Here is a 20,186-nt window from a genome sequence, read left to right as displayed (position 1 = left end):
TTCATGAGGGAATTTTCAGTATGGTTAGTCATTTTGGCCTAGCGTTGAGACTGGGCAGCCTACCGCTATGGATGGCTCAAGTGCCCGTGGAAGGGGCGGTCGATACACCTGAGAGGGCCGCTCTAGTATTTTCAGGTCCACAATTTTTTATTGCCTTGATTGCGGGGTTGGTATTGGCGTTTGCCTTTCAATTATTGCTAACCAATCTTTCGGTTGCAGCAGGCATTTCGTATTTGGGACGATCGTCCCATTCGGACTCAGATGATGACCACGAAGCCGGAAGTCTCGGCGGAACGGTGAAGAAAATTGGCTTTGCAGTAGGGTTATGGACGCTCATTACGGTAAGTGTGGCGCTGTTTCTAGCATGTTTGCTAGCCGTAAAGCTAAGCCTTATCACCAGTGCTGCACTCGGCGCGATCGTGGGCGTCGTGATCTGGGGCGCTTACTTTGTTTTACTGGTGTTGTTTAGCTCAATGACCGTTGGCTCTCTCGCGGGTTCAGTCGTCAACACGGCTGTCTCCGGCTTTCAAGCCATTTTTGGTACGGCGACCGCCGCGTTGGGTGCAAAAGCTGTTAACAATCAGGTTGTAGCAACCGCAGAGGCAGCGGCAGCAGCCGTCCGACGAGAACTAGGTTCAGGGCTTGATCCGGCTAGCGTGCGCGATTCGATCGAAGATTATTTGGATGCCTTGCGTCCAGCGGGATTGGATATGTCCAAGGTTCGTAGCGAATTTGAGAAGCTAGTCAACGATCCAGAATTGCGCGAAATTGCGGGCAGTGGCTCTCCCGTAGAAATTGCTGATCGGCTACGGAGTATCGATCGCGGTACGTTCGTGAATCTGGTCAGCAGCCGTACCGACCTCTCTCGCCGGGATGCGGAGCGTGTGATTGGTCAGCTTGAATCGGTTTGGCAGTCGGTCGTCAATCAGTTTCAAAAGAAAGACCCCACCGCAGAATTAGTCGAGTACCTCAAGTCTGCTCAACCTGAAGCGCTGAACTCTAATGAACTCAACGCTAAGCTCGATCGTCTGACCGAAGAGATCCGTGCACAACGTGAGCTAGTGCAATCCGAGCAACTGGCCTCTGCGCAATCGCCCAAAGAAGAAAGCAGTTTGGTGAATCGAGCGCTTCAGTTTGGTTTTACCAGCCTGATTGGAACGGTGATGGGACGTGGGGATTTGTCTGACCTGAATGTGGAGAAAATTCTCGGTCAACTTCAGACAGCCAAGGATAAGCTTGGCGACACTACAAAACAGGTGGCGCAAAAAGTTCCGGGACAGCCGTTTAACACTGTCAAGGCAGATGTTGAAAACTACTTGCTGAATGCCTATTCCTGGCATCTGAATCGCGAAACGCTACAGACTGAGTTTCGGGATGTGATTTACGATCCTGAAGCCGATCCGCTCACCGTGCAACGGCAGTTAGAGCAACTGAACCGCTCCTACTTTGTGGATGTGCTGACGCAGCGTAATGACCTCACGCCTGCGAGAGTTTCTGAAATTGCCGATCAGCTAGAAGTCATTCGGGTTTCAACGCTGAGTACGGTGATGGCAGCAGCGGCTCAAGAACAGTCGCAAGATGCTCGTAGTCGGGTGGAAAACTATCTGCGATCGACCAACAAGGAAGAACTGAATCCCGAAGGCATTGAGCGCGACTTTCGTCTTCTGCTAGACGATCGCGAGGCTGGTTTTGATGCCCTGCAGTCTCGTCTCAGTCAGTTTGACCGCAACACGCTGGTGGCACTACTTGCGCAACGGCAGGACACTACCCCAGAAGAAGCCGATCGCATCGTCACCCAGCTTGAAAGCACTCGCGATAGCGTGCTGAATAGTGCGCGTGAATCGCAGGAGCGGGTGAAGACTGAAGCTCTGGCTGTACGCAATCGGGTCGAAACCTACCTGCGCAACACCAACAAGTCAGAACTCAATCCCGAAGGGATCAAGCGCGACTTTCAACTGCTGCTGGATGATCCGCAAGCGGGTCGTTCTGCCCTGCGCGATCGCCTCAGCCAGGTCGATCGAGACACGTTGGTACAGCTTCTCGCCCAACGGCAGGACATCACGCCTGAAGAGGCTGATCGCATTGTCACCCAACTTGAGGATGTGCGTCACAATGTCATCTATGCGCCGCGCATTGTGGCAGACAAAGCGAAGGATCAGTACGACCAGGTGACGACCGCGATCGCTGATTATTTGCGTCGCACCAACCTGTCAGAACTCGACCCCAATGGCATCCAGCAAGACTTAAATACGCTCTTGCACGATCCCAAGCAGGGCACATCCGCACTACGGCAACGGCTCTCTCAGGTCGATCGTGAAACGTTGGTCAAGCTGCTAAGCCAACGAGACGACCTCACCGAAGAACAAGTCAACCAATACATCGATCAGGTGCAGGAAGCGATTCGTCGCATCGTCCGTTCACCGCGTCGGTTAGCTTCGCGTACAAAACAGCGCGTGCAAGATTTCCAGACCAATGTGGAAGGCTACTTGCTGCAAACAAACAAGGATGAACTCAATCCTGAGGGCATTAAGCGCGACCTGCAATTGTTGCTGAATGATCCCCGTGCAGGAGCTAGCAGCCTGGGCGAACGCCTCAGCCAGGTCGATCGCTCAACCATCGTGGCACTGCTCTCCCAGCGTCAGGATATCTCCACCGCAGAAGCGGAACGGATTGTTGATCAGGTACTCTCTGTGCGGGATCAGGTGTCAGCTCAGGTTCAGAAAATCCAGAGCCGCATTCAGTCGGTTATCGACAGCATTCTGGCACGCATTCGGGATTACCTCAACTCGCTCGATCGCCCCGAACTGAACTACGACGGCATCAAGCGCGATGTCCGCACGATGTTCTACGATCCCCAGGCTGGTTTTGACGCGATGCGCGATCGGCTCGGCAGTTTCAACCGCGATACGCTGGTAGCCGTCCTTAGCTCTCGCGAAGACATCTCCGAAGAGCAAGCCAACCACATTATCGATCAGGTCGAAGACGCTCGTACCAGCGTGCTACGTCGAGCAGAACGTTTGCAAGCAGACGCTCAACACCGCTTGGCAGAGGTCAAATATCAGGCGCAGAAGCAGGTGAAAGAAACTCAGAAAGCGGCTGCCAGTGCTGCGTGGTGGTTGTTTGGCACCGCCCTTGTCTCGGCTGGAGCGGCGGCCTTGGCGGGTGCGCTTGCAGTTAGAGGTGTCTAGTCACCGTTTCTAAAAGGCTCACACCTAACGCCTCTCTTCGGAGAGGCTTTTTTTATTACGACTCATACCAATTTGAATTGAAAATGTGACACATCCTGTAGGGGCAAGGCATTGCCTTGCCCCTACCCACCGATTGATCTGTAGCCGTCATTCTTTAAATCGGTATCACGCAAACCTCGGAGGTTTTCACCAAAAATCAGGCATCACAATCAAATGTAGTCGCTTAAACCTCCGAGGTTTTGGTCAAAATGACTAAGTACCGAAACGTTCAATTTAGACTTTGAGCGTCACCATTTTTTGCACCGCTTCCACAATTTGCTGCGGCTGGACGATCGTCAGATTTTCCAGACCGCCATTGTAGGGAGTGGGAATATCCTGAGATGAGAGCCGTAGGACGGGGGCATCGAGTTCGTCGAAAAGGCGATCGTTAATCGAGGCAATCACTTCAGCCGCAATCCCGCCCGTTCGCATGGCTTCTTCCACAATGATGACGCGGTGGGTTTTGCGAATCGATGCGCCGATCGTGTCAAAGTCCAGCGGTTTCAGCGAGAGCAAGTCGATCACTTCGGGATCGTAGCCGTCTTTTTCAAGCGTTTTAACTGCCTGCAGCACATGATGACGCATCCGAGAGTAGGTGATGATGGTGACATCTTTGCCCGATCGCACCACTTCCGCCTTGTCCAACGGCAGCAGATATTCGCCCTCTGGCAAATCTTCCTTCAGGTTGTACAGCAGGACGTGTTCAAAAAACAGCACCGGATTATTGTCACGAATCGCAGACTTCAACAATCCTTTGGCGTTGTAAGGAGTGGAACACGCAATGATTTTGAGTCCTGGTACGGCTTGAAAGTAGGTCTCTAACCGCTGCGAATGTTCTGCACCCAACTGACGACCCACGCCCCCTGGTCCCCGAATCACCATCGGAATCTTGAAGTTGCCGCCCGATGTATAGCGCAGCATCCCAGCATTGTTGGCAATCTGGTTAAAGGCCAGCAGCAAGAACCCCATGTTCATGCCTTCAATGATGGGTCGTAGCCCTGTCATCGCGGCTCCCACTGCCATTCCGGTAAAGCTATTCTCCGCGATCGGCGTATCCAGCAACCGCAGATCGCCATACTTCTTATACAGATCCTTCGTCACCTTGTAGGAACCGCCGTAATGCCCTACGTCTTCTCCCATTACCATGACGGTTGGGTCGCGCTCCATTTCTTCGTCGATCGCTTCGCGCAGGGCATTAAAGAAAAGTGTCTCTGCCATTGGTTCCTCTAGTTGCGGCAATTGATGTCATTTTACAAGAGTCGAGGAAGGTTTGGCGGTCAGCGGTCAGCAATCAGTGGGAACGGGTAGTAGGGAGTGGAGAATGAGGAGTGAGGGGAGAAGTTTTGAGTTCTAAGTTTTGAGTTTCAAGAGAGGTGAGAGGCGAGAGGTGTAAGAGTTTTGAGTTGCCTCCTCTGCCTTCTACCTTTTCCCCTTTGCCTTTTACCTTCTGCCATCAGCCCTCAGCTTTCAATGCTCCACTGTCCCGCTTGCTTTTAATAACTAACAACCCTAGCGAAGCCATGCCGAGGGCTTTACAACTTCTTCTGCCTTCTGTCTTTGTCAATTCTGCGTTACCCAATGTGACAACACCCCCAACGCGATCGCAGCGACCCAGATTTGCACCAGCATGGGGTTAATCAACACAACTACTACGCCCATTGCAATTAGCCCGGTTCCAATTAATCTGACCATGTTGCTTCTTTGTCAACGTCTACTCCTTCCTTCTGGTGGCGACAAAAAAATCGGCAAAGTTAACGAAAACTTGGTAAAACGAAAAAATCCTCTGAAGTCGTCATGGCTCAGAGGATTTTTGTGGCAAGGCGCTTGTCTGGAGGCTTCTAGTCTTGCGTCGTCCAGCGAGCGACAAGACGAGTGCGATCGCCAATCGACTCCGTTACCCAAATCATTGTGAGTTTCGGTTTACGTGCGAATCTAGAAGCGGTAAATTCAGCACTAGAAGCACTCTGAGCAGGTTGTGTTTGTTGTGTGTGTGGAGATGGCATATTGGGGGCGTTCCTTTGGTAAACATAGCTACACTATGAAACGTTTTTGTGCTAACTCCCGTGATTTACAGCGGTCTTCTCATGTGATGATTGGTTAGAAAAGATGTGATTTGCAGTTTCCAAACCAGGAAACAGCGTGATGTTTAAGCGCTAGATTCCCACCCCTCTTATGTCAAGAATTAAGATTTTTTATTAATCCTTATCATTTCATATTTATTCTGTTAAATCCGTTTTTGAGTTCAATCTTATGTCGTCTTTAACCTTCTATATTGTTGATGTTTTTGCCGAGACGAAATATGCAGGCAATCAGTTAGCAGTCTTTACAGATGCTGGATCGCTAGCAACTGAAACAATGCAGCAGCTAGCGAAAGAAATGAACTATTCAGAAACCACGTTCATTTTGTCGCCAGAACAACGATCGAGCGGCTATGATGTGCGCATCTTTACACCGAATCAAGAGCTACCATTTGCCGGACATCCAACGTTAGGCACTGCATTTATTTTGCAGCATAAGATCATCCAGAAGCCTTTTGAGACAGTGGCGCTGAACCTTAAGGTTGGTCAAATTCCGGTCAATATTTTTTATGCGAACGGTTTGGCTGACGTGCTTTGGATGGAGCAGCGATCGCCCGTTTTTGGTGAGACGTTTACACCAGACGCGATCGCGCTTATTCTCAATTTGGATGTTACTGATCTTGATCTCAATTTCCCCATTCAAGATGTTTCAACGGGCGTGCCATTCATCATCGTGCCGCTTAAAACCCATCAAGCATTAAAGCAAATTAGAATTAATAAAGATCGCTATTTTGCCTTCATTGAACAGACTCAAGCCAAAGAAATATTGGTCTTTTGTCCAGAAACCTATCACCCCGAAAATCAACTGAGCGTCCGCGTTTTTGCGGACGCTTTAGGCATTCCTGAAGATCCTGCGACGGGCAGTGCAAATGGTTGCCTAGCAGGCTATTTAGTTCAGTACCGCTACTTTGATACCCCTTCCATTGATGTTCGTGTCGAACAAGGTTATGAAATCGGTAGACCGTCACTCTTGCTACTAAGAGCAACCCAGACAACCACTAAGATTCAAGTATCTGTTGGTGGTCGAGTGCAGTTGATTGCGCGTGGTGAATTTGTCTAAGGGCGGTTAGAACCAATGAGTTGATGCGGATGATAAGAGGCTATATTCTCAGTCTGTTTGATCCAGAATTTGTCACTACAGGCGTAAAAACCGCCGTTTTTGTGGGTTCTTTGCTGTTTGCCATCAATCATGGGCTAGCGCTATTACGCAACGAAATGACCGTCGATCGCTGGATCTCAGTCGCTGCCACATATGCAATGCCATATTTGGTCAACGTCTATGGGCAGTACAGCTACCGTCGCAAGCTGTCCAAACAACCAAGTCCTTTGTTGAGCGAGGCTGGTAAGGCAAGGTTGCCACAATCGCGGGAACGGACAATGAAATGAGGTTGGGTCGATCGCTCAGATAAAACTCTGATTGGCTGACAGAAGCTTTGAAAGGCTGATCGTTCCGTTGCTTACCCGCCCGTGATTAAAATCCGTTCTAACGATGCAAACCCGTTAGAACGGGTTGAAAGCCGCTTGCAGTCCTCTTGAGAGGACTTCCTTCTGTTAGCCCGCACTTTGAGTGCAGGGCGGGGTAGGAGATCACGGCAAGATTTGTCAGCCAACAGGGTAAGACCTTACTCTTTCCATAACTTCATTTCGCTTCCTGATCGGGGCTGTGAGCCAGTCTCAGGGCCTTTAATGCTGCAAGCTGTTGCTCAAGGTTTTGAATGACTTGATCGAGCGCAGGCAAAAGATTCAATTGCTCAGGACTGTGCAGAGGGTAAAAGCGTGAGCGGATGCGGATCTCGGTCACTTTTTGCTGAAGGGCCTGGGCGATCGCCAGCGTATCGCGGCTGAGGCTTGCAAGCTGTTGCTGCTGGTAAAACTTCAGCGCAGCACCTCGTAGCACTTGAACGGTTGCTTCTTCTCCATTAGCTCCTGGCATAACGCGTAAACGGAGTAAGAGGCGCTGCTTTTGATACAGTCGCTCAATTTCGACCTGCTTTGGCTTTTGAATGGGAATCAAGGGTAGGTGAGTTAGCAGTTTCAGCTCGTTGACCATGCCTTGAATTGCGTCTAGGGGCAGTTCTTCTAGAACCGATTGCAGAACACCGTTCTGGCTCCAAAGAATGCGACCATACTGCGCCTGCCGTTCAAAATACAAGCGCCCAATGCCACCTACCAGTAGCCGTCCTAGCAGTTCAACCAGCAGTTCGGAGGGTGGCAGGGTAGCCAGAGCCACTACAGGTTCGGTCAGATGCTTCGGCTCTACAGGCAAAATGGGCAATGCATCGACAGGGGAGGGGACTTCTGGTGGATTGGTTGCCGTAGGCGGACGCTCTGCTTTCAGAATGAACGTTTCACGAAGACGATTGGCATCGCTGGGTACCTGTTCAGACTCTGGCGATCGTGCATCCATCTCAGCATCAGACGCAACCAGCGGAGACGACATGATCACAGGCGGCGCTTCAGGGACTGCAATGTCTAAATCGTAGAAGTTAAGGTCTTCGGGACTATCAACGAGCAGGGTCGGATGGGAGTTTTGATCAAGATGGGAAGGCTCTGCTTCAACAGGCTCAGTCTTGGCGCTTTCTGCCGCACTCTTTTTAGCTGCATCTTGAGCCGTCAACCGTTGTCCTGTGTGTTCTGCGATCGCGCGTACAGCAGTCGCTTTGGGACGGCTTGGCTGTCGCTGGCTGCCTGTATAGCTCAGATACGCAGACAACGCCGCATGATGCACATCGGTCGCCAGCGTTTGCGGTGCGAGTGAGCAGTTCATGTAGGCCAGAATACGGCGCACATAGTCTAGAGCCGCAGCATCTTCCAGGTTGACCATCCCTAGCTTTAGACGACTGCCGTCCAGGGAAAGCGGCAGCAGTTGATGATAAAGACACGCCTCAAACGGGAGAATGCTATCAATCAAACGGAAAACTTGCTCGGTATCAAGATGGGCAGTCCAATCGGCTTTGGGTTTAGCTGTAACCGCAAAGTCTTGAGAGTCTGCTGCCTGTGCTTCAAAGTGATCGCTCGGTGAAGACACCATAGGAGTGAACTGAACCTGTGTACTTAGGATCTAGATTGCCCCAGTGCTTAAGCGTCTAGCACGCATTTCGCGGTTGACAGTCTTGTAAAGGTTGGAGCGAATGCTTGAGCTGCAGCCGTAAGCAAGATGCAAGCAACCCGAACTTAACGAATAAACCAAAGGTACTCGACAAAACAAACTTGGAGATGAGCCAATCGGCCTGCCAAACTGCCATTAAGAAACTACTTTGGTTGATCGCAGAAGCTAAAGGCAATGAACCAGTCGGAACCGTCGAAGTGCGAATCAGATGAGATTGTCAATCAAGTCTAGCTTATGGCAAAAATAAGATTAGCTCCTTGCTCTGGTCACTTACTTCACAGTCGATCGCACCCTCTAAACGAACCCTTCATTCTTACCATTCTTACCACTTGTGTAACGCCTCAAATCAGCGACGGCAAGCAGCCTCGACAGCACCACCAGCAACTTTCAACCGTCCGTTGCCTTTGCATTGTTGGGCGGCTCACTACCCACATACTATTTCTAGATCACAGTTCACGTCGCATACACAGTTCGCCGTCCTCTTCTTCTCAAGCAAGTGGCTCTCTTTAACGCCTGACCTGACAAAAGTGCCTAAAAGGTTAACGGTCTAGTTGTCGCGGTCTGGCGCGTTTCCCAACCAGGCGACGACCAGATCTTGCTGGTTCTTAGAGGCAAAGACGCGGACGGCGTGGTAGTTGATCTTTTCGCGAAGACGGTAGACCTGCCGGACAGGCATATCCAGCGCTTCGGCGATCGCCTCTTGCGATCGCCCCTGAAGATAGAGGCGCAACCATTCCGCCGCCGTAGGGCCAAGCTTATCCAGCAGGTAAGCTTCAAAACGCTGACAAACAGCGGCGCGCAGCTCTTGTTGTTCTTCTGCTGCTTGAGCATCCTGATACTGAGCAACAGCCTGGGAATCCAGTAGGCTCACAGACCCTTCTGATTCATCCGGTGAAATTTCTTCAGACACTAAGCGAATAAACTCTTGGGCCGGAACCTGGGTCATGCCACCTCGTTGAGAGCGACGCAAGTAGTTCACAAAGCGATAGGAAAGCAGGGGCTGATTGCGAATGGGACGCAGGCAGTATTCTTCTGTACTTGCTAACAGCAGGGCATTCCGCAGCCGTGCGTCTTGCGTGCATTTGGAGATCCAAAGAATTTGCTGTTGCATGTAGCTATCGGTTTGCAGCAGTTCTTGAATGACTTCTTGCAGTACGTCAACCACAGTGCGCTGACGATCGCGAGACAACGCAATCCACGTGCGGATCTTGTTGCGAATTAAGAAGAGGCTACTGAGACGTTGAATCAGGCTTTTGTAAGCACGCTCAGGCCCAAAGTCAAGATAGCGCTGACGCAAAATCCGGTAGCGGTAGTCCATCGCTTGCTCTGCAACCTGCCGTGCAGTGGGGGACAGGTCATCAAACCGATCCAGATTTTCACCCATAAGCCAGCGCACGATGCTCTCTCGCGTCGCGGCACTGTGGTGTGGGATATCTGCCTCTAAGCGCGATCGCCACTCGGTTTCTAATACGTCAGCCAATACCATCGTTTGAGTCAAGACCATGAGGTTGTCATCCCAGTCGTTCTAAACGCCCTCTATTAAAGAGTTTGCCTTACCTTGCCCATTTGACGCACCACCCACAATAGCGAGTCTGGGTTTCCAACTTTAGAAAACTGCGGTTGGCTGACTGGTTTGCGATCTTGATGCAGAGCATTGTCGATCAACATAATTAGCATTGTACTAACCGCATTCCAAAGTTCAGCATTTTGAACGTTGAGTTTTGCACGATCGAGCTGCAAAAGGTAGAAGGCAGAGGGCAGAAGAAGTTGTTGGTTGTTAGAAGTAAGCGGGACAGTGGAGCATTGAAAGCTAACCGCTGATCGCTGATGGCAGAAGGCAAAGGGCATTGGTAGAAAGTGAAGGAATGCAGGTGAAAGTCAAGCTAGCCACTTGATAGTATGCCCCACTCAGCGAGCCTCCAAGACCACGTGCGACGACGTCAGCCACCAGCGTTACCCAACGCAGTTGTCAGCCAACCACGCCAGGCGTTGCGTGGCTAAGCGCACGACCACTGACCCCCTGCCCGACATCGCGGCATCGGCAAAGCGCGACCTTGCTGGCCTCAAGGCGGTACGCCAAAACCTTCCCAAGCTCGACTGGTCACCGTCCCCAGCCGTCTTGACAGGAACAGGTTTGTCTTAACTTGCGAGGAATGCCCTTGACCTTTTGCCTACCCTTTGCCCTTTACCTTCTGCCTATATAAACTGCCACGCCAGCGCACCAGCAATCGACACGATCGCGAGTACACCAAACGTTTGCGTCAGACGTTTGAGAATGGGCTGAATCTGGTATGTCACCACAAGACGATCCTGTACCAGCATTTCGGGTGGCTTTGCCCAGAGTTGCCCATCGTACCAACCCGACTCTTCATAAAAAATCGTGGCGTTTGATAGACGAGACCGAATATACGTCCAGCCCAGATATAGACGAGTCAACACTAACGACAAAAATAAAGTAGCCCCTGCGGTACCAGCCAACGCAAACTGAGCCGGATGTTTGGCAGGCGGAAAACTGGCAGCCGCGATCGGCCCTGCAATAAGCCAACTCCAGCCCCAAACCCAGCACAGCTTCCGGATGTATGGCGGTAAGTCGAGCGTTGCCCACCGGAAAAACCAGGATTCTTTTAATGCCCCGTATTCGTTTAAGGGCTGCTGCTCAAGTGGAACCGGACAGGCAGAGACAGAAGACTTCATGGTTAAGCCATGTGGTAGCGAGCTAGCACACTCTACACTATAAACGACTTCAGCCGTAGGCACGAGAGGGCTGTAGGCGATCGGATTTCAAAAAATTCCCCTACGCCTATTGCTATAGAACGTAGGGGAACCAACACGTTAGACCAAGCAAACTGTCTACTTTGAAGCGAAGCATTTTGGGGCAAAGCATTGCGCAAACGGGTGACTAAAGCGCGTCATCCTCCATCCGCGCCATCACAACGGCACAGAAAGTAAAAGCAGCCACCAATGGCATTGGGGAGGCAAAGAAATAACTAAACGCACCAGCAGTGATAGCACTTAGGCCAGCAGCGGCACACCAAATTTTCTCTTCAAAACACAAGCCGCGCTTTGCCTTGATTGCTCTCAACACTTGAGTAGGAATGGGCACCGGCATTACTGCATTGGGTGGAAACGCCCAATAATCAGTGCGTTCTTGAAACAGGTCAGTCCAACCGTTTTCAGCACACCAATCTTCAATCCATTGAGGGGCGTAATGATTCATATCTCGACGTGTTGGTAAATGTCGTTGTGAATAAACGGTAAGTATGGAAAAGGTGTAAGTGCCAGGGTGAAGCGTTTTAGATGAAACTGAAGCCCAGTTCTTGATCACGCTTGCTAGCATTTGGCAAGTCCCTTACGCTTTGAGACTAACAGAGTCACTCATTAGGCAACAGCCAAAGAAATTAAAGTTAACGTCTTTCAGTCATATGTCTAAAAAATGCATTCAAAGCGCCCTGAAAATGAGCTGTTTCATGCGGAATCCTACCATCGAAATCGCTAATTGTAGATAGCTTATCTCCTTCCTGGCAGGCGTTTCATGGCTTTGAGCGCTTGTTGTTTACACTAATTAACAACCTGCTACAATCCTTTAGAAAAAAGATCATCTGTTGTTAGTTTGAATCCTGGTTTAAACCACTTCTAACTTAATGAGCATCTGTCAACAAAAGCCACGCTGCAAGCCATTTTGCATCTGCATTGTGCGGCTTCCTGGCTCCCATTGCCACAGCAAGGCTTCACCCTGGAAAAAGTTCAACTCTGAAAAGCCAGCACAAAGTGAGCAGGATGTGATGAAATAAAAACTGCGATCGTTCCATCTAGCTACGAGCCAGCGAGCAATACATCTGAACGCAATCAATAGCAGGCTTAATGGACAACGCAAATGTATATAATGTCTCTCACGCTGAAAGCTATGCAAACCAAGGCTCGATTCTCGTTATTAGTGGCTTTCGCGATCGCGCTGAGCGCCTGTAGTCCTAACCCTGCACCAACAGCATCGGGGTCGCCGCAAGCATCAGGCACAGCCACTTCATCGCCCAGCAGTTCGGTAGCCGGAATTGCGATCGGCGTTGGAGTTGCCCAAACCAGCAATGTCGCGCTTTTAGGGCAAGAAGAAGTTGCAGGCGCAAAAATTGCGGAGAAGTACTTTAACGACAAAGGTGGCATTAACGGCACGCCCATCAAGCTGGTGTTTCAAGACACTGGTGGCGATGAGCAAGGGGCAATCAACGCGTTTCAAACCCTTATTACGAAAGACAAGGTGGTGGGTATTGTCGGCCCTACACTCTCGCAGCAGGCGTTTGGTGCAGATCCGATCGCCGATCGAGCCAAAGTACCTGTAATTGGGCCATCCAACACGGCTAAAGGTATTCCCCAGATCGGTGACTTTATCGCCCGTGTGTCTGCGCCTGTCTCTGTCGTTGCGCCCAACTCGGTGAAGGCTGCACTCAAAATCAATCCAAACATCAAGAAAGTAGCGGTTTTCTACGCCCAAAATGATGCCTTCAACAAGTCCGAAACCGAGATTTTTCAGCAGACCGTCAAGGATCAAAAGTTAGAACTGGTTACAGTTCAGAAGTTTCAAACCACTGATACTGATTTTCAAAGCCAAGCGACCGCTGCTCTTAACTTAAAGCCTGATCTTGCCATCATTTCTGGCCTCGCGGCGGATGGAGGAAACTTGGTGCGGCAACTGCGCGAATTAGGCTACAAAGGCTTAATCATCGGCGGTAACGGACTCAATACATCTAACCTTTTTCCCGTTTGTAAAGCGTTATGCGATGGTGTGTTGATTGCTCAAGCCTACAGCCCAGAGCAGCCTGGTGATGTCAACGCCGCGTTCCGCGAAGCCTACCGCAGCCAATTTAAGAAAGAGCCGCCCCAGTTCAGCGCACAGGCATTTGCAGGCGTACAGGTCTTTGTCGATGCGTTGAAGGTCGTAGATAAGCAGACCAAAGTGAGTCAGCAAGCCTTACCTGATTTGCGAGTGGCGCTCAATAAGCAGATTCTCCTTGGCAAGTACAGCACGCCGTTGGGTGAAATCTCGTTTACCCCAGAAGGTGAGATTGTTCAGAAGGCGTTTTACGTGGCACAAATCAAAATGGATGCAGACGGCAGCAGCGGCAAGTTTACGTATCTGAAGTAAGAAGCTATAGGGTTTAGGGGGAGGGATATAGGGTGTGTTTTAAAACACTGCCTAGGGGCAGCGCTGTCCAACGATAAGCGACCGTATCAGGGCCTCCAAGAATCAAACTCTTGCGCGTCTTAGCTTCGTCACTAGCCCTTCCAGGCGGCAACGCGCATGTGAGCTTGATGCCATCGCCGCATGCAAAAACCCTCTGCTAATACATTTAGCCTTCTGCCTTCTACCTCCTGCCTTCTACTTACTCACCTGCGCCAGGGTTTGCTCTAATTCTTCAACCGAACTCACGCCTGAAAAAGCTTCGCCGTTCATCACAAAGAAGGGGGTGCCAGCCAGTCCTAGCTTCTTGCCAAGCTCAACGTCTTGCTGAATGGCAGCTTCGGCATTAGCCCGATCGCGATCGAAGCGGGTCAAATCGAGCTTGAGTGCTTTCGCTGTCTCCTGGTAGAACGGTTCTCCAAGCTGCTCCTGGTGCGTAAATAGGGCATCGTGGAACGCCCAGAACTGCCCTTGCTGTCCAGCAGCCCAGGCGGCTTTTGCGGCAGGCATGGCTTCGGCATGGATGTTGGTTAGAGGAAAGTGTTTGTAAACCAGGGTCACGACATCGCGATGCTTTGCTATGAACGGTTGTAGGATGGCGTGTGCTTTGCTGCAATAGGGGCATTGAAAATCGGAAAATTCGACTAGCAGAACTTTTCCTGCTTTGGCACCCGTTGTAGGAGAGGTACCAATCAGCGCTTTGGGATTCGTCTTTGTTTGTTGCAAAAAGGCTTGTTGGGCTTGCTGTTGGGCGGCTTGTTGCTTGCGCTGATACGCTTGCACCGAATCGAGAATCGCTTCTGGGTTGTCTCGAATAATTTGTAAGACTTGCTCTTTAAGCTGAGGGCTGACTTGACTATCGGCCTTAGTGGGGATGGAACAGCCAAAGAGCGTGAAACACAGCACTAAAAGCCCCGCCAGCCAACCAAACCAGCGCCTTGGAGATACATATCGCATTGAGACGATCGCCATACACTTCAACCACAAACTGCTGCTTCTGACTAGGCAACTCTAACATTTCAGCGTTGCTTCAGTTTGCGTCTGCGTGCGATCACCTGAATGGACAAACTAAGCGCTTTAAGCCGTCAAAATCCCGGCTGACGTAAGGACAAATCCGGGTAAAACGCTCTCCCCAGAAGGGCTAGCAGGCTTTGTAAGCATCTCTACAGGCTGCTGCGATCGGTAAATTTCCACCGTTTCTGTCTCCGAATCAAGCAGCCAGCCCAGTTGCAGTCCATTTTCCAGATACTCTCGCATCTTTGCCTGAAGATCTATTAACTCGTCGCTGGCAGACCGTAATTCCACCACAAAATCGCCTGAAGATCTATTAACTCGTCGCTGGCAGACCGTAATTCCACCACAAAATCAGGACACAGCGGCATATATTTTTTCTGTTGTTCAAAGGTCAAGGCTTGCCAGTGCTCTAAGCGCACCCATGCCGCATCGGGAGAACGAATCGCACCATTGGGCAACTGAAAGCCTGTAGATGAACCAAAGGCAACACCTAACCCAGCCTGATCACTTCAAAGCTCCAAACAAGCACTTAGTTTGAAATTGCGTCGCCCTGTCTCGCCGTCACTCAATGGCACAATAACAAGCTCTCCTTTGGCTGTGCGCTCAAATTTCAAGTCTCAGTTGGCCTGACAGATTTGCTCAAACTGCTCATCGGTGAGGTCTAACGTGGGACGCAGGGCTAGAGTGAACACAATGGTTGCCTCTAAAACAAGAATGGTTCACTTCACTATAGGAGATGCCGCGATCGCAGGGGTTGCTGTGCTATCAGCGATCGCGCTGGCGCTGAACCGTATACTGTAGGTTGCACATAGAGTCAGAACGAGGTCACGGCATGGCATCCCTTCGCAGTTCCATCCGCGAATTGCACCAGCAACTCATCAGCAAGGAGCGATCGGCGGTTGAAATCACGCAACAGGCACTTGAGCAAATTCAAACCCTGGAGCCAACGCTGCATAGCTTTTTGCAGGTGACAGCGGATCATGCCCTGGAGCAGGCACGACAGGTGGATGCCAGAATCGCGGCGGGTGAAGACATTGGGCTGCTGGCAGGAATTCCGATCGGCATTAAAGATAACCTCTGCACGAAAGGGATTCCGACAACCTGTGCCTCGCGCATTCTCGAAAATTTTGTGCCGCCCTATGAATCGACGGTGACGCAAAAGCTGGCGGCTGCGGGAGCCGTCATGGTGGGCAAGACGAACCTGGATGAATTTGCGATGGGCGGCTCAACGGAAACATCGGCGTTTCAGCTCACAGCAAATCCCTGGGACACCTCACGAGTGCCGGGTGGCTCATCAGGCGGCTCAGCCGCCGCCGTCGCAGCAGGAGAATGTGTCGTGTCGTTAGGGTCTGATACGGGTGGATCTATTCGTCAGCCCGCTTCGTTCTGCGGCATTGTGGGCATGAAGCCGACTTACGGATTGGTGTCGCGCTATGGACTCGTCGCCTTCGCGTCTTCCTTAGATCAAATCGGGCCGTTTGCCCAATCCGTTGAAGATGCTGCCATTTTGCTGGGCGCGATCGCAGGGTATGACCCGCAAGACTCCACCAGCCTCAAGGTTGACGTGCCCGACTACACGCAGTTTCTCACAACCGACCTTAAAGGTAAGAAAGTCGGCGTGATTAAGGAAACGTTTGGCGAGGGGCTTGATCCAGCGGTGGAAAAAGCAGTAAGAGGGGCGATCGACCAGCTTAAAAGTCTGGGAGCCGAAATTCAAGAAATCTCCTGTCCGCGCTTTCGGTACGGCATTGCGGCGTATTACATCATTGCACCCTCCGAAGCCTCCGCAAACCTCGCTCGGTACGATGGCGTGAAATACGGCACCCGGATTGCCGATGCCAAGAACCTAATAGATATGTACACGCGCACCCGTGCTGAAGGGTTTGGTGCGGAGGTCAAACGCCGGATTATGATCGGCACCTACGCGCTCTCGGCTGGCTATTACGATGCGTACTACCTCAAAGCGCAGAAAGTGCGGACACTGATCAAACAAGACTTTGAAGCCGCCTTTGGGCAGGTGGATGTCTTGGTGAGTCCCACCGCACCCTCAACTGCGTTCAAAGCAGGCGACAAAACCACCGATCCGCTCAGCATGTACCTCATTGACCTGATGACCATTCCCGTCAATTTAGCAGGATTACCCGGCATCAGCGTGCCCTGTGGCTTTGACGATCACGGCTTGCCGATCGGTCTCCAAATTATCGGCAACGTCCTCCGCGAAGATCAGGTGCTTCAAGTTGCCCATGCCTATGAGCAAGCAACCGACTGGCACAAGCAAACGCCAACGGTAAAGTGAGCGATCGCAACGCTGAAGGATGCTGGTTTAAGTAGGACGATCGCAGTTTGAAGCGTGAACGATCGTCCTTAATGGTTCAATTATGCTGCTGCCTGTTTCAGTGAACGCTTTTCGGTATCAATCGAAAAGCCATTTACGTCCCGCGTGTCATCACAAACAGTAAGCGCGGCTCTTTTGCATTAGATTTTCTCATCTGATACCAATTTGAATTGAAAATGCGACACATCCTGTAGAGGCAAGGCATTGCCTTGCCCCTACCCACCGATTGATCTGTAGCCGTCATTCTTTAAATCGGTATGAAACAGAAGCGTTCCACTTCTGGAGCGAACAATTCTAAGTTTTCTGGTCTCTCTTATCCGTTTAGTGATAGGTTGAGCTTGTTAGCGCAGCAAGCGAGTAGCCGATCGCAAAAAATGAAGACGCGATCGCCCTTTTGCTCAACGCCGATGTCGATCGCAACCTTCTCAACAGTGAGGGACTACCCGCACTGCAACTTTAGCGTTCAAGCTCGAATGTCTTTCAGCGCGGCTCTGGATCAACACCCAAAGCGCGTAACTGCTCTACCAAACGTGCGGCCCGTTGTTCTACTTGCTCTGCCCGTTGTTCTGCCTGTTCTAACTGCTGTGCCAACTCCGTGTAAGTCAGAAATTTCTGCCCATCGGGACGAAAGATTTCTAGGATTTCGGGGGTTGGCTCAAAGCGAATACCCAAGCAGGGACTAACCCAGCCTGTCATTTCGTCGATGATGTCTAACGCGGTATCGGTGCGGAGCCAACCGATCCAGTTTGCCGTCATCCGGGTCATAGATGTAGTATTCCTCAACCCCATAGCGGCTATAGAATTGCAGCTTTTTGGCGAAATTGCTTAAGCGATTGCCAGGAGACAGAATTTCAAAAACGACTGTGGGCGGCAGGTTGGCTTCTTCCCATTGCTTGTAAGAACCGCGATCGCCTTTGAGTGGTCCCATCACCACCATCATATCGGGCGCTTGCCACAGGGTGTTGTCGCCTTGCACGGGATACCAGAGCAAATCGCCTGCCACAAATACATCAGGATTGGCATCAAAGAGCAAGTCTAAATTTTTTTTGATCAGGACAATTCATTCAAACTGCTTGGTGTTATCTGCCATTGGTTGCTTGTCACTGTCCGGGTAGATCACATCTGGTTGGGTTGCCTGCACGTGTGACATTGCCTCAACCCTTCTCTAGCGAGCGCTTACGGTGGTTTAAACCTAGCATGTTTGATCGCGCTACCGTGCAGATGATCATTCTGGACACGCGATCGACCAATTCTCCCGATTTACTTTGACCTCTCGTTACAATGCCAGAGGCATGAGTGGGCAATGATGCAGGTATGGAACAAGCGTCGCAGTGTCAGGATGATGGAAACCTTGATGTCATTGTCATTGGCAGCGGCATTGGTGGATTAGTGGCAGGAGCGCTGCTGGCTCGTTATGGCAAGCGGGTGCTGATTTGTGAAAGCCACACCATTCCGGGTGGAGCGGCGCACAGCTTCTCGCGACAGGGGTTTGAGTTTGATTCGGGACCGTCGTTTTACTGCGGGTTGAGCGATCGCCACTCACTCAACCCATTGCGGCAAGTGCTGGACGTGTTAGAAGAGTCAGTACCCGCGATCGCCTACGACCCGATGGGGCATTACCACTTTCCTGAAGGCACCTTCCCGGTCTATGGAAATGTCGATCGCTATCGGGCGGCGATCGCGCAAATCACGCCGCAAGGTGCCATCGAACTGGCTCGGCTAGAAAAACGACTGCTGGCTTTGTACGAGGCATTGCAAGGCATTCCTACTCTGGCACTACGAGCCGATTGGCACCTGGTTCCCCTTTTGCTCACTCGCTATTTGCCATCCTTGCTCAAGCTGTTGCCGCAAGCGGGCGCTGTGCAAAGCTCTGTTGCCGATTTGATGCGTGATTTGCACGATCCCTGGCTGCGGCGATTGATTGATCTGGAGTGTTTTCTCCTTTCTGGACTCAACGCCGAAGGAACGATCGCACCCGAAGTTGCCTTTATGTTTGGTGAACGGACGCATTCTGTGATTGATTATCCTATTGGTGGCAGTGGGGCGATCGTACAGGCATTGGTACGAGGCTTGCAGAAATGGGGCGGTACGTTGCGGTTAGGTGCTCACGTTGAGCAGATTTTAGTGGAATCTGGTAAAGCCGTTGGGGTGCGCTTGCGGAATGGCGAGACGTTAAAAGCGGCGATCGTCATTTCCAACGCCACCGTTTGGGATACGTACAGCCACTTGTTGAAACCAGATGATCTACCAGCAAGCTATCGCCAAAATGCTTTAGGAACTCCCGCCGTAGATAGCTTCATGCACCTGCATCTGGGCATTCGATCGAACGGCTTAGAGCACCTCACGGGACATCATGTTGTCCTGCACAGTGCCGATCAGGATCTTACTGTTCCAGGCAATACCTGCATGATTTCCATTCCCTCTGTGTGGGACGCGAATCTAGCTCCAGCGGGTCATCACGTCGTCCATGCCTATACCCTGGAACCCTATACCGACTGGCAGCGAGGCAGCGACTACGCGGAACGAAAGCGAGAACGTGCAGAACCCTTGTTCCGGGCGTTAGAGAAGGTGATTCCAGATGTGCGATCGCGCACTGTGTTAGAACTCATCGGCACACCGCTCACCCACGCCCGCTACCTCCGTCGTCATCTGGGCACCTATGGCCCCGCCATTGCGGCTGGTCAAGGGATGTTTCCCAGCGCCCAAACCCCGATTGCGGGTCTGTACCGTGTGGGTGACAGCACCATGCCGGGAATTGGTGTTCCTGCGGTCGCGGCTTCTGGAATTCTATGCGCCAATACGTTAGTACAGCCAGGGCAAACAGTAGAATTGCTGAAGGATCTGTCGCTTTAGCTAGAGACTATCATCAATTACTCATACGCATCACTTACAGCAGGGGTTCCAGCCCCCAGTCTCATTTGTTAGGACGGGCATGGTATTGCTGATACCTCAATGTTTCTGAGCTTAATTGATGACGCGCTCTAGCTGCCCAATTTGATGAGAAGCAAGCATCATTATTCCTAGAGTTTTCTTCATGACGATCGCTCCAATCATTCGTAGAGCTAAGCCCGAAGACTTGGCAACAATCGTTGGGTTTAATTTAGCCTTAGTTAAAGAAGCACGCGGTAAAACACTAGAACCTACAACGCTTCACAAGGGTGTCCTGGCGGTACTGGAGGATGGCGATCGTGGCTTCTATAGAGTTAATTTGACATCTTCATAATTAAAATTAAGGGAGCCGTAACCCTTT

Annotated in this window: 21 protein-coding genes; 8 read left to right on the top strand and 13 right to left on the bottom strand. The window is 51.1% G+C overall.

The genetic code is table 11. The features are described from left to right. Positions 1 to 20 precede the first annotated feature (20 nt). Positions 21 to 3,188: an MFS transporter gene (locus AC5JLP_RS21010; protein ID WP_496069902.1), complete on the top strand. Its 3,168-nt coding sequence runs from the start codon at positions 21 to 23 to the stop codon at positions 3,186 to 3,188. A 273-nt stretch (positions 3,189 to 3,461) separates the two neighbouring features. On the opposite strand, the gene AC5JLP_RS21005 is transcribed toward AC5JLP_RS21010, so the two are convergent. From AC5JLP_RS21005 to AC5JLP_RS20995, 3 genes are all read right to left on the bottom strand, one after another. Continuing rightward, entirely contained in the window at positions 3,462 to 4,445 is a 984-nt protein-coding gene (locus AC5JLP_RS21005; RefSeq protein ID WP_496069901.1) for an alpha-ketoacid dehydrogenase subunit beta, read from the bottom strand. Between the two features lie 342 nt (positions 4,446 to 4,787). Then, a complete protein-coding gene (locus AC5JLP_RS21000; protein ID WP_496069900.1) occupies positions 4,788 to 4,919 on the bottom strand; it encodes a hypothetical protein in 132 nt (43 codons plus the stop codon). A 146-nt stretch (positions 4,920 to 5,065) separates the two neighbouring features. Beyond that, positions 5,066 to 5,230 carry a hypothetical protein gene (locus AC5JLP_RS20995; RefSeq protein ID WP_496069899.1) on the bottom strand — a complete coding sequence of 55 codons (165 nt, stop codon included), beginning with the start codon at positions 5,228 to 5,230 and terminating at the stop codon, positions 5,066 to 5,068. 247 nt (positions 5,231 to 5,477) lie between these two features. Here AC5JLP_RS20995 and AC5JLP_RS20990 point away from each other — a divergent pair, with 247 nt between their 5' ends. After that, positions 5,478 to 6,365 carry a PhzF family phenazine biosynthesis protein gene (locus tag AC5JLP_RS20990; protein ID WP_496069898.1) on the top strand — a complete coding sequence of 296 codons (888 nt, stop codon included), beginning with the start codon at positions 5,478 to 5,480 and terminating at the stop codon, positions 6,363 to 6,365. A gap of 29 nt (positions 6,366 to 6,394) precedes the next feature. Continuing rightward, a complete protein-coding gene (gene nrtS, locus AC5JLP_RS20985; protein ID WP_496069897.1) occupies positions 6,395 to 6,691 on the top strand; it encodes a nitrate/nitrite transporter NrtS in 297 nt (98 codons plus the stop codon). A 253-nt stretch (positions 6,692 to 6,944) separates the two neighbouring features. Here nrtS and AC5JLP_RS20980 read toward each other — a convergent pair whose 3' ends face one another. The 3 genes from AC5JLP_RS20980 to AC5JLP_RS20970 all read right to left on the bottom strand — a co-directional run bounded on the left by AC5JLP_RS20980 (position 6,945) and on the right by AC5JLP_RS20970 (position 10,262). Beyond that, a complete protein-coding gene (locus AC5JLP_RS20980; RefSeq protein WP_496069896.1) occupies positions 6,945 to 8,336 on the bottom strand; it encodes an ATPase, T2SS/T4P/T4SS family in 1,392 nt (463 codons plus the stop codon). A 625-nt stretch (positions 8,337 to 8,961) separates the two neighbouring features. Then, entirely contained in the window at positions 8,962 to 9,918 is a 957-nt protein-coding gene (locus AC5JLP_RS20975; RefSeq protein ID WP_496069895.1) for a HetZ-related protein 2, read from the bottom strand. A gap of 35 nt (positions 9,919 to 9,953) precedes the next feature. Continuing rightward, positions 9,954 to 10,262, bottom strand: a complete 309-nt coding sequence (locus tag AC5JLP_RS20970) for a hypothetical protein (protein WP_496069894.1) — start codon at positions 10,260 to 10,262, stop codon at positions 9,954 to 9,956. A 145-nt stretch (positions 10,263 to 10,407) separates the two neighbouring features. On the opposite strand from AC5JLP_RS20970, the gene AC5JLP_RS20965 reads away from it, so the two are divergent. After that, positions 10,408 to 10,557, top strand: coding sequence for a hypothetical protein (locus AC5JLP_RS20965; protein WP_496069893.1), 150 nt, complete (start codon positions 10,408 to 10,410; stop codon positions 10,555 to 10,557). Between the two features lie 53 nt (positions 10,558 to 10,610). Here the strand turns inward: AC5JLP_RS20965 and AC5JLP_RS20960 are convergent, their stop codons facing one another. Both AC5JLP_RS20960 and AC5JLP_RS20955 read right to left on the bottom strand, forming a co-directional pair. Beyond that, entirely contained in the window at positions 10,611 to 11,108 is a 498-nt protein-coding gene (locus AC5JLP_RS20960) for a CGLD27 family protein (RefSeq protein WP_496069892.1), read from the bottom strand. A gap of 205 nt (positions 11,109 to 11,313) precedes the next feature. Beyond that, on the bottom strand, positions 11,314 to 11,631 hold the full coding sequence (locus AC5JLP_RS20955; protein ID WP_496069891.1) for a slr1957 family protein: 318 nt from the start codon (positions 11,629 to 11,631) through the stop codon (positions 11,314 to 11,316). Positions 11,632 to 12,318: 687 nt separating this feature from the next. Between AC5JLP_RS20955 and AC5JLP_RS20950 the strand changes: the two genes are divergently transcribed. Further along, complete coding sequence (locus AC5JLP_RS20950; protein ID WP_496069890.1) at positions 12,319 to 13,551, top strand: ABC transporter substrate-binding protein; 1,233 nt, start codon at positions 12,319 to 12,321, stop codon at positions 13,549 to 13,551. A gap of 234 nt (positions 13,552 to 13,785) precedes the next feature. Here the strand turns inward: AC5JLP_RS20950 and AC5JLP_RS20945 are convergent, their stop codons facing one another. The 3 genes from AC5JLP_RS20945 to AC5JLP_RS20935 all read right to left on the bottom strand — a co-directional run bounded on the left by AC5JLP_RS20945 (position 13,786) and on the right by AC5JLP_RS20935 (position 15,059). Further along, positions 13,786 to 14,559 (bottom strand): DsbA family protein, encoded by a 774-nt coding sequence (locus AC5JLP_RS20945; RefSeq protein ID WP_496069889.1) that lies wholly within the window; start codon positions 14,557 to 14,559, stop codon positions 13,786 to 13,788. A gap of 105 nt (positions 14,560 to 14,664) precedes the next feature. Beyond that, positions 14,665 to 14,892: a Uma2 family endonuclease gene (locus AC5JLP_RS20940; RefSeq protein ID WP_496069888.1), complete on the bottom strand. Its 228-nt coding sequence runs from the start codon at positions 14,890 to 14,892 to the stop codon at positions 14,665 to 14,667. Continuing rightward, positions 14,862 to 15,059, bottom strand: a complete 198-nt coding sequence (locus tag AC5JLP_RS20935; protein ID WP_496069887.1) for a Uma2 family endonuclease — start codon at positions 15,057 to 15,059, stop codon at positions 14,862 to 14,864. Before AC5JLP_RS20935 ends, AC5JLP_RS20940 begins: the two co-directional genes overlap by 31 nt. A gap of 374 nt (positions 15,060 to 15,433) precedes the next feature. Here AC5JLP_RS20935 and gatA point away from each other — a divergent pair, with 374 nt between their 5' ends. Then, a complete protein-coding gene (gene gatA / locus AC5JLP_RS20930) occupies positions 15,434 to 16,897 on the top strand; it encodes an Asp-tRNA(Asn)/Glu-tRNA(Gln) amidotransferase subunit GatA (RefSeq protein WP_496069886.1) in 1,464 nt (487 codons plus the stop codon). A 519-nt stretch (positions 16,898 to 17,416) separates the two neighbouring features. Here the strand turns inward: gatA and AC5JLP_RS20925 are convergent. Further along, positions 17,417 to 17,632, bottom strand: a complete 216-nt coding sequence (locus tag AC5JLP_RS20925; protein WP_496069885.1) for a hypothetical protein — start codon at positions 17,630 to 17,632, stop codon at positions 17,417 to 17,419. Further along, positions 17,616 to 17,969: a Uma2 family endonuclease gene (locus AC5JLP_RS20920; RefSeq protein ID WP_496069884.1), complete on the bottom strand. Its 354-nt coding sequence runs from the start codon at positions 17,967 to 17,969 to the stop codon at positions 17,616 to 17,618. The genes AC5JLP_RS20925 and AC5JLP_RS20920 overlap by 17 nt, the downstream gene beginning before the upstream one ends. Positions 17,970 to 18,250: 281 nt before the next feature. Here AC5JLP_RS20920 and AC5JLP_RS20915 point away from each other — a divergent pair, with 281 nt between their 5' ends. Both AC5JLP_RS20915 and AC5JLP_RS20910 read left to right on the top strand, forming a co-directional pair. Next, complete coding sequence (locus tag AC5JLP_RS20915; RefSeq protein ID WP_496069883.1) at positions 18,251 to 19,789, top strand: phytoene desaturase family protein; 1,539 nt, start codon at positions 18,251 to 18,253, stop codon at positions 19,787 to 19,789. Positions 19,790 to 19,970: 181 nt separating this feature from the next. After that, complete coding sequence (locus AC5JLP_RS20910; RefSeq protein ID WP_496069882.1) at positions 19,971 to 20,159, top strand: hypothetical protein; 189 nt, start codon at positions 19,971 to 19,973, stop codon at positions 20,157 to 20,159. Positions 20,160 to 20,186: the final 27 nt, after the last annotated feature.

It is taken from the genome of Stenomitos rutilans, assembly GCF_059505485.1.
The sequence above is the reverse complement of the archived record's forward strand: the minus strand, read 5'-3'. Positions and strand labels throughout refer to the sequence as shown.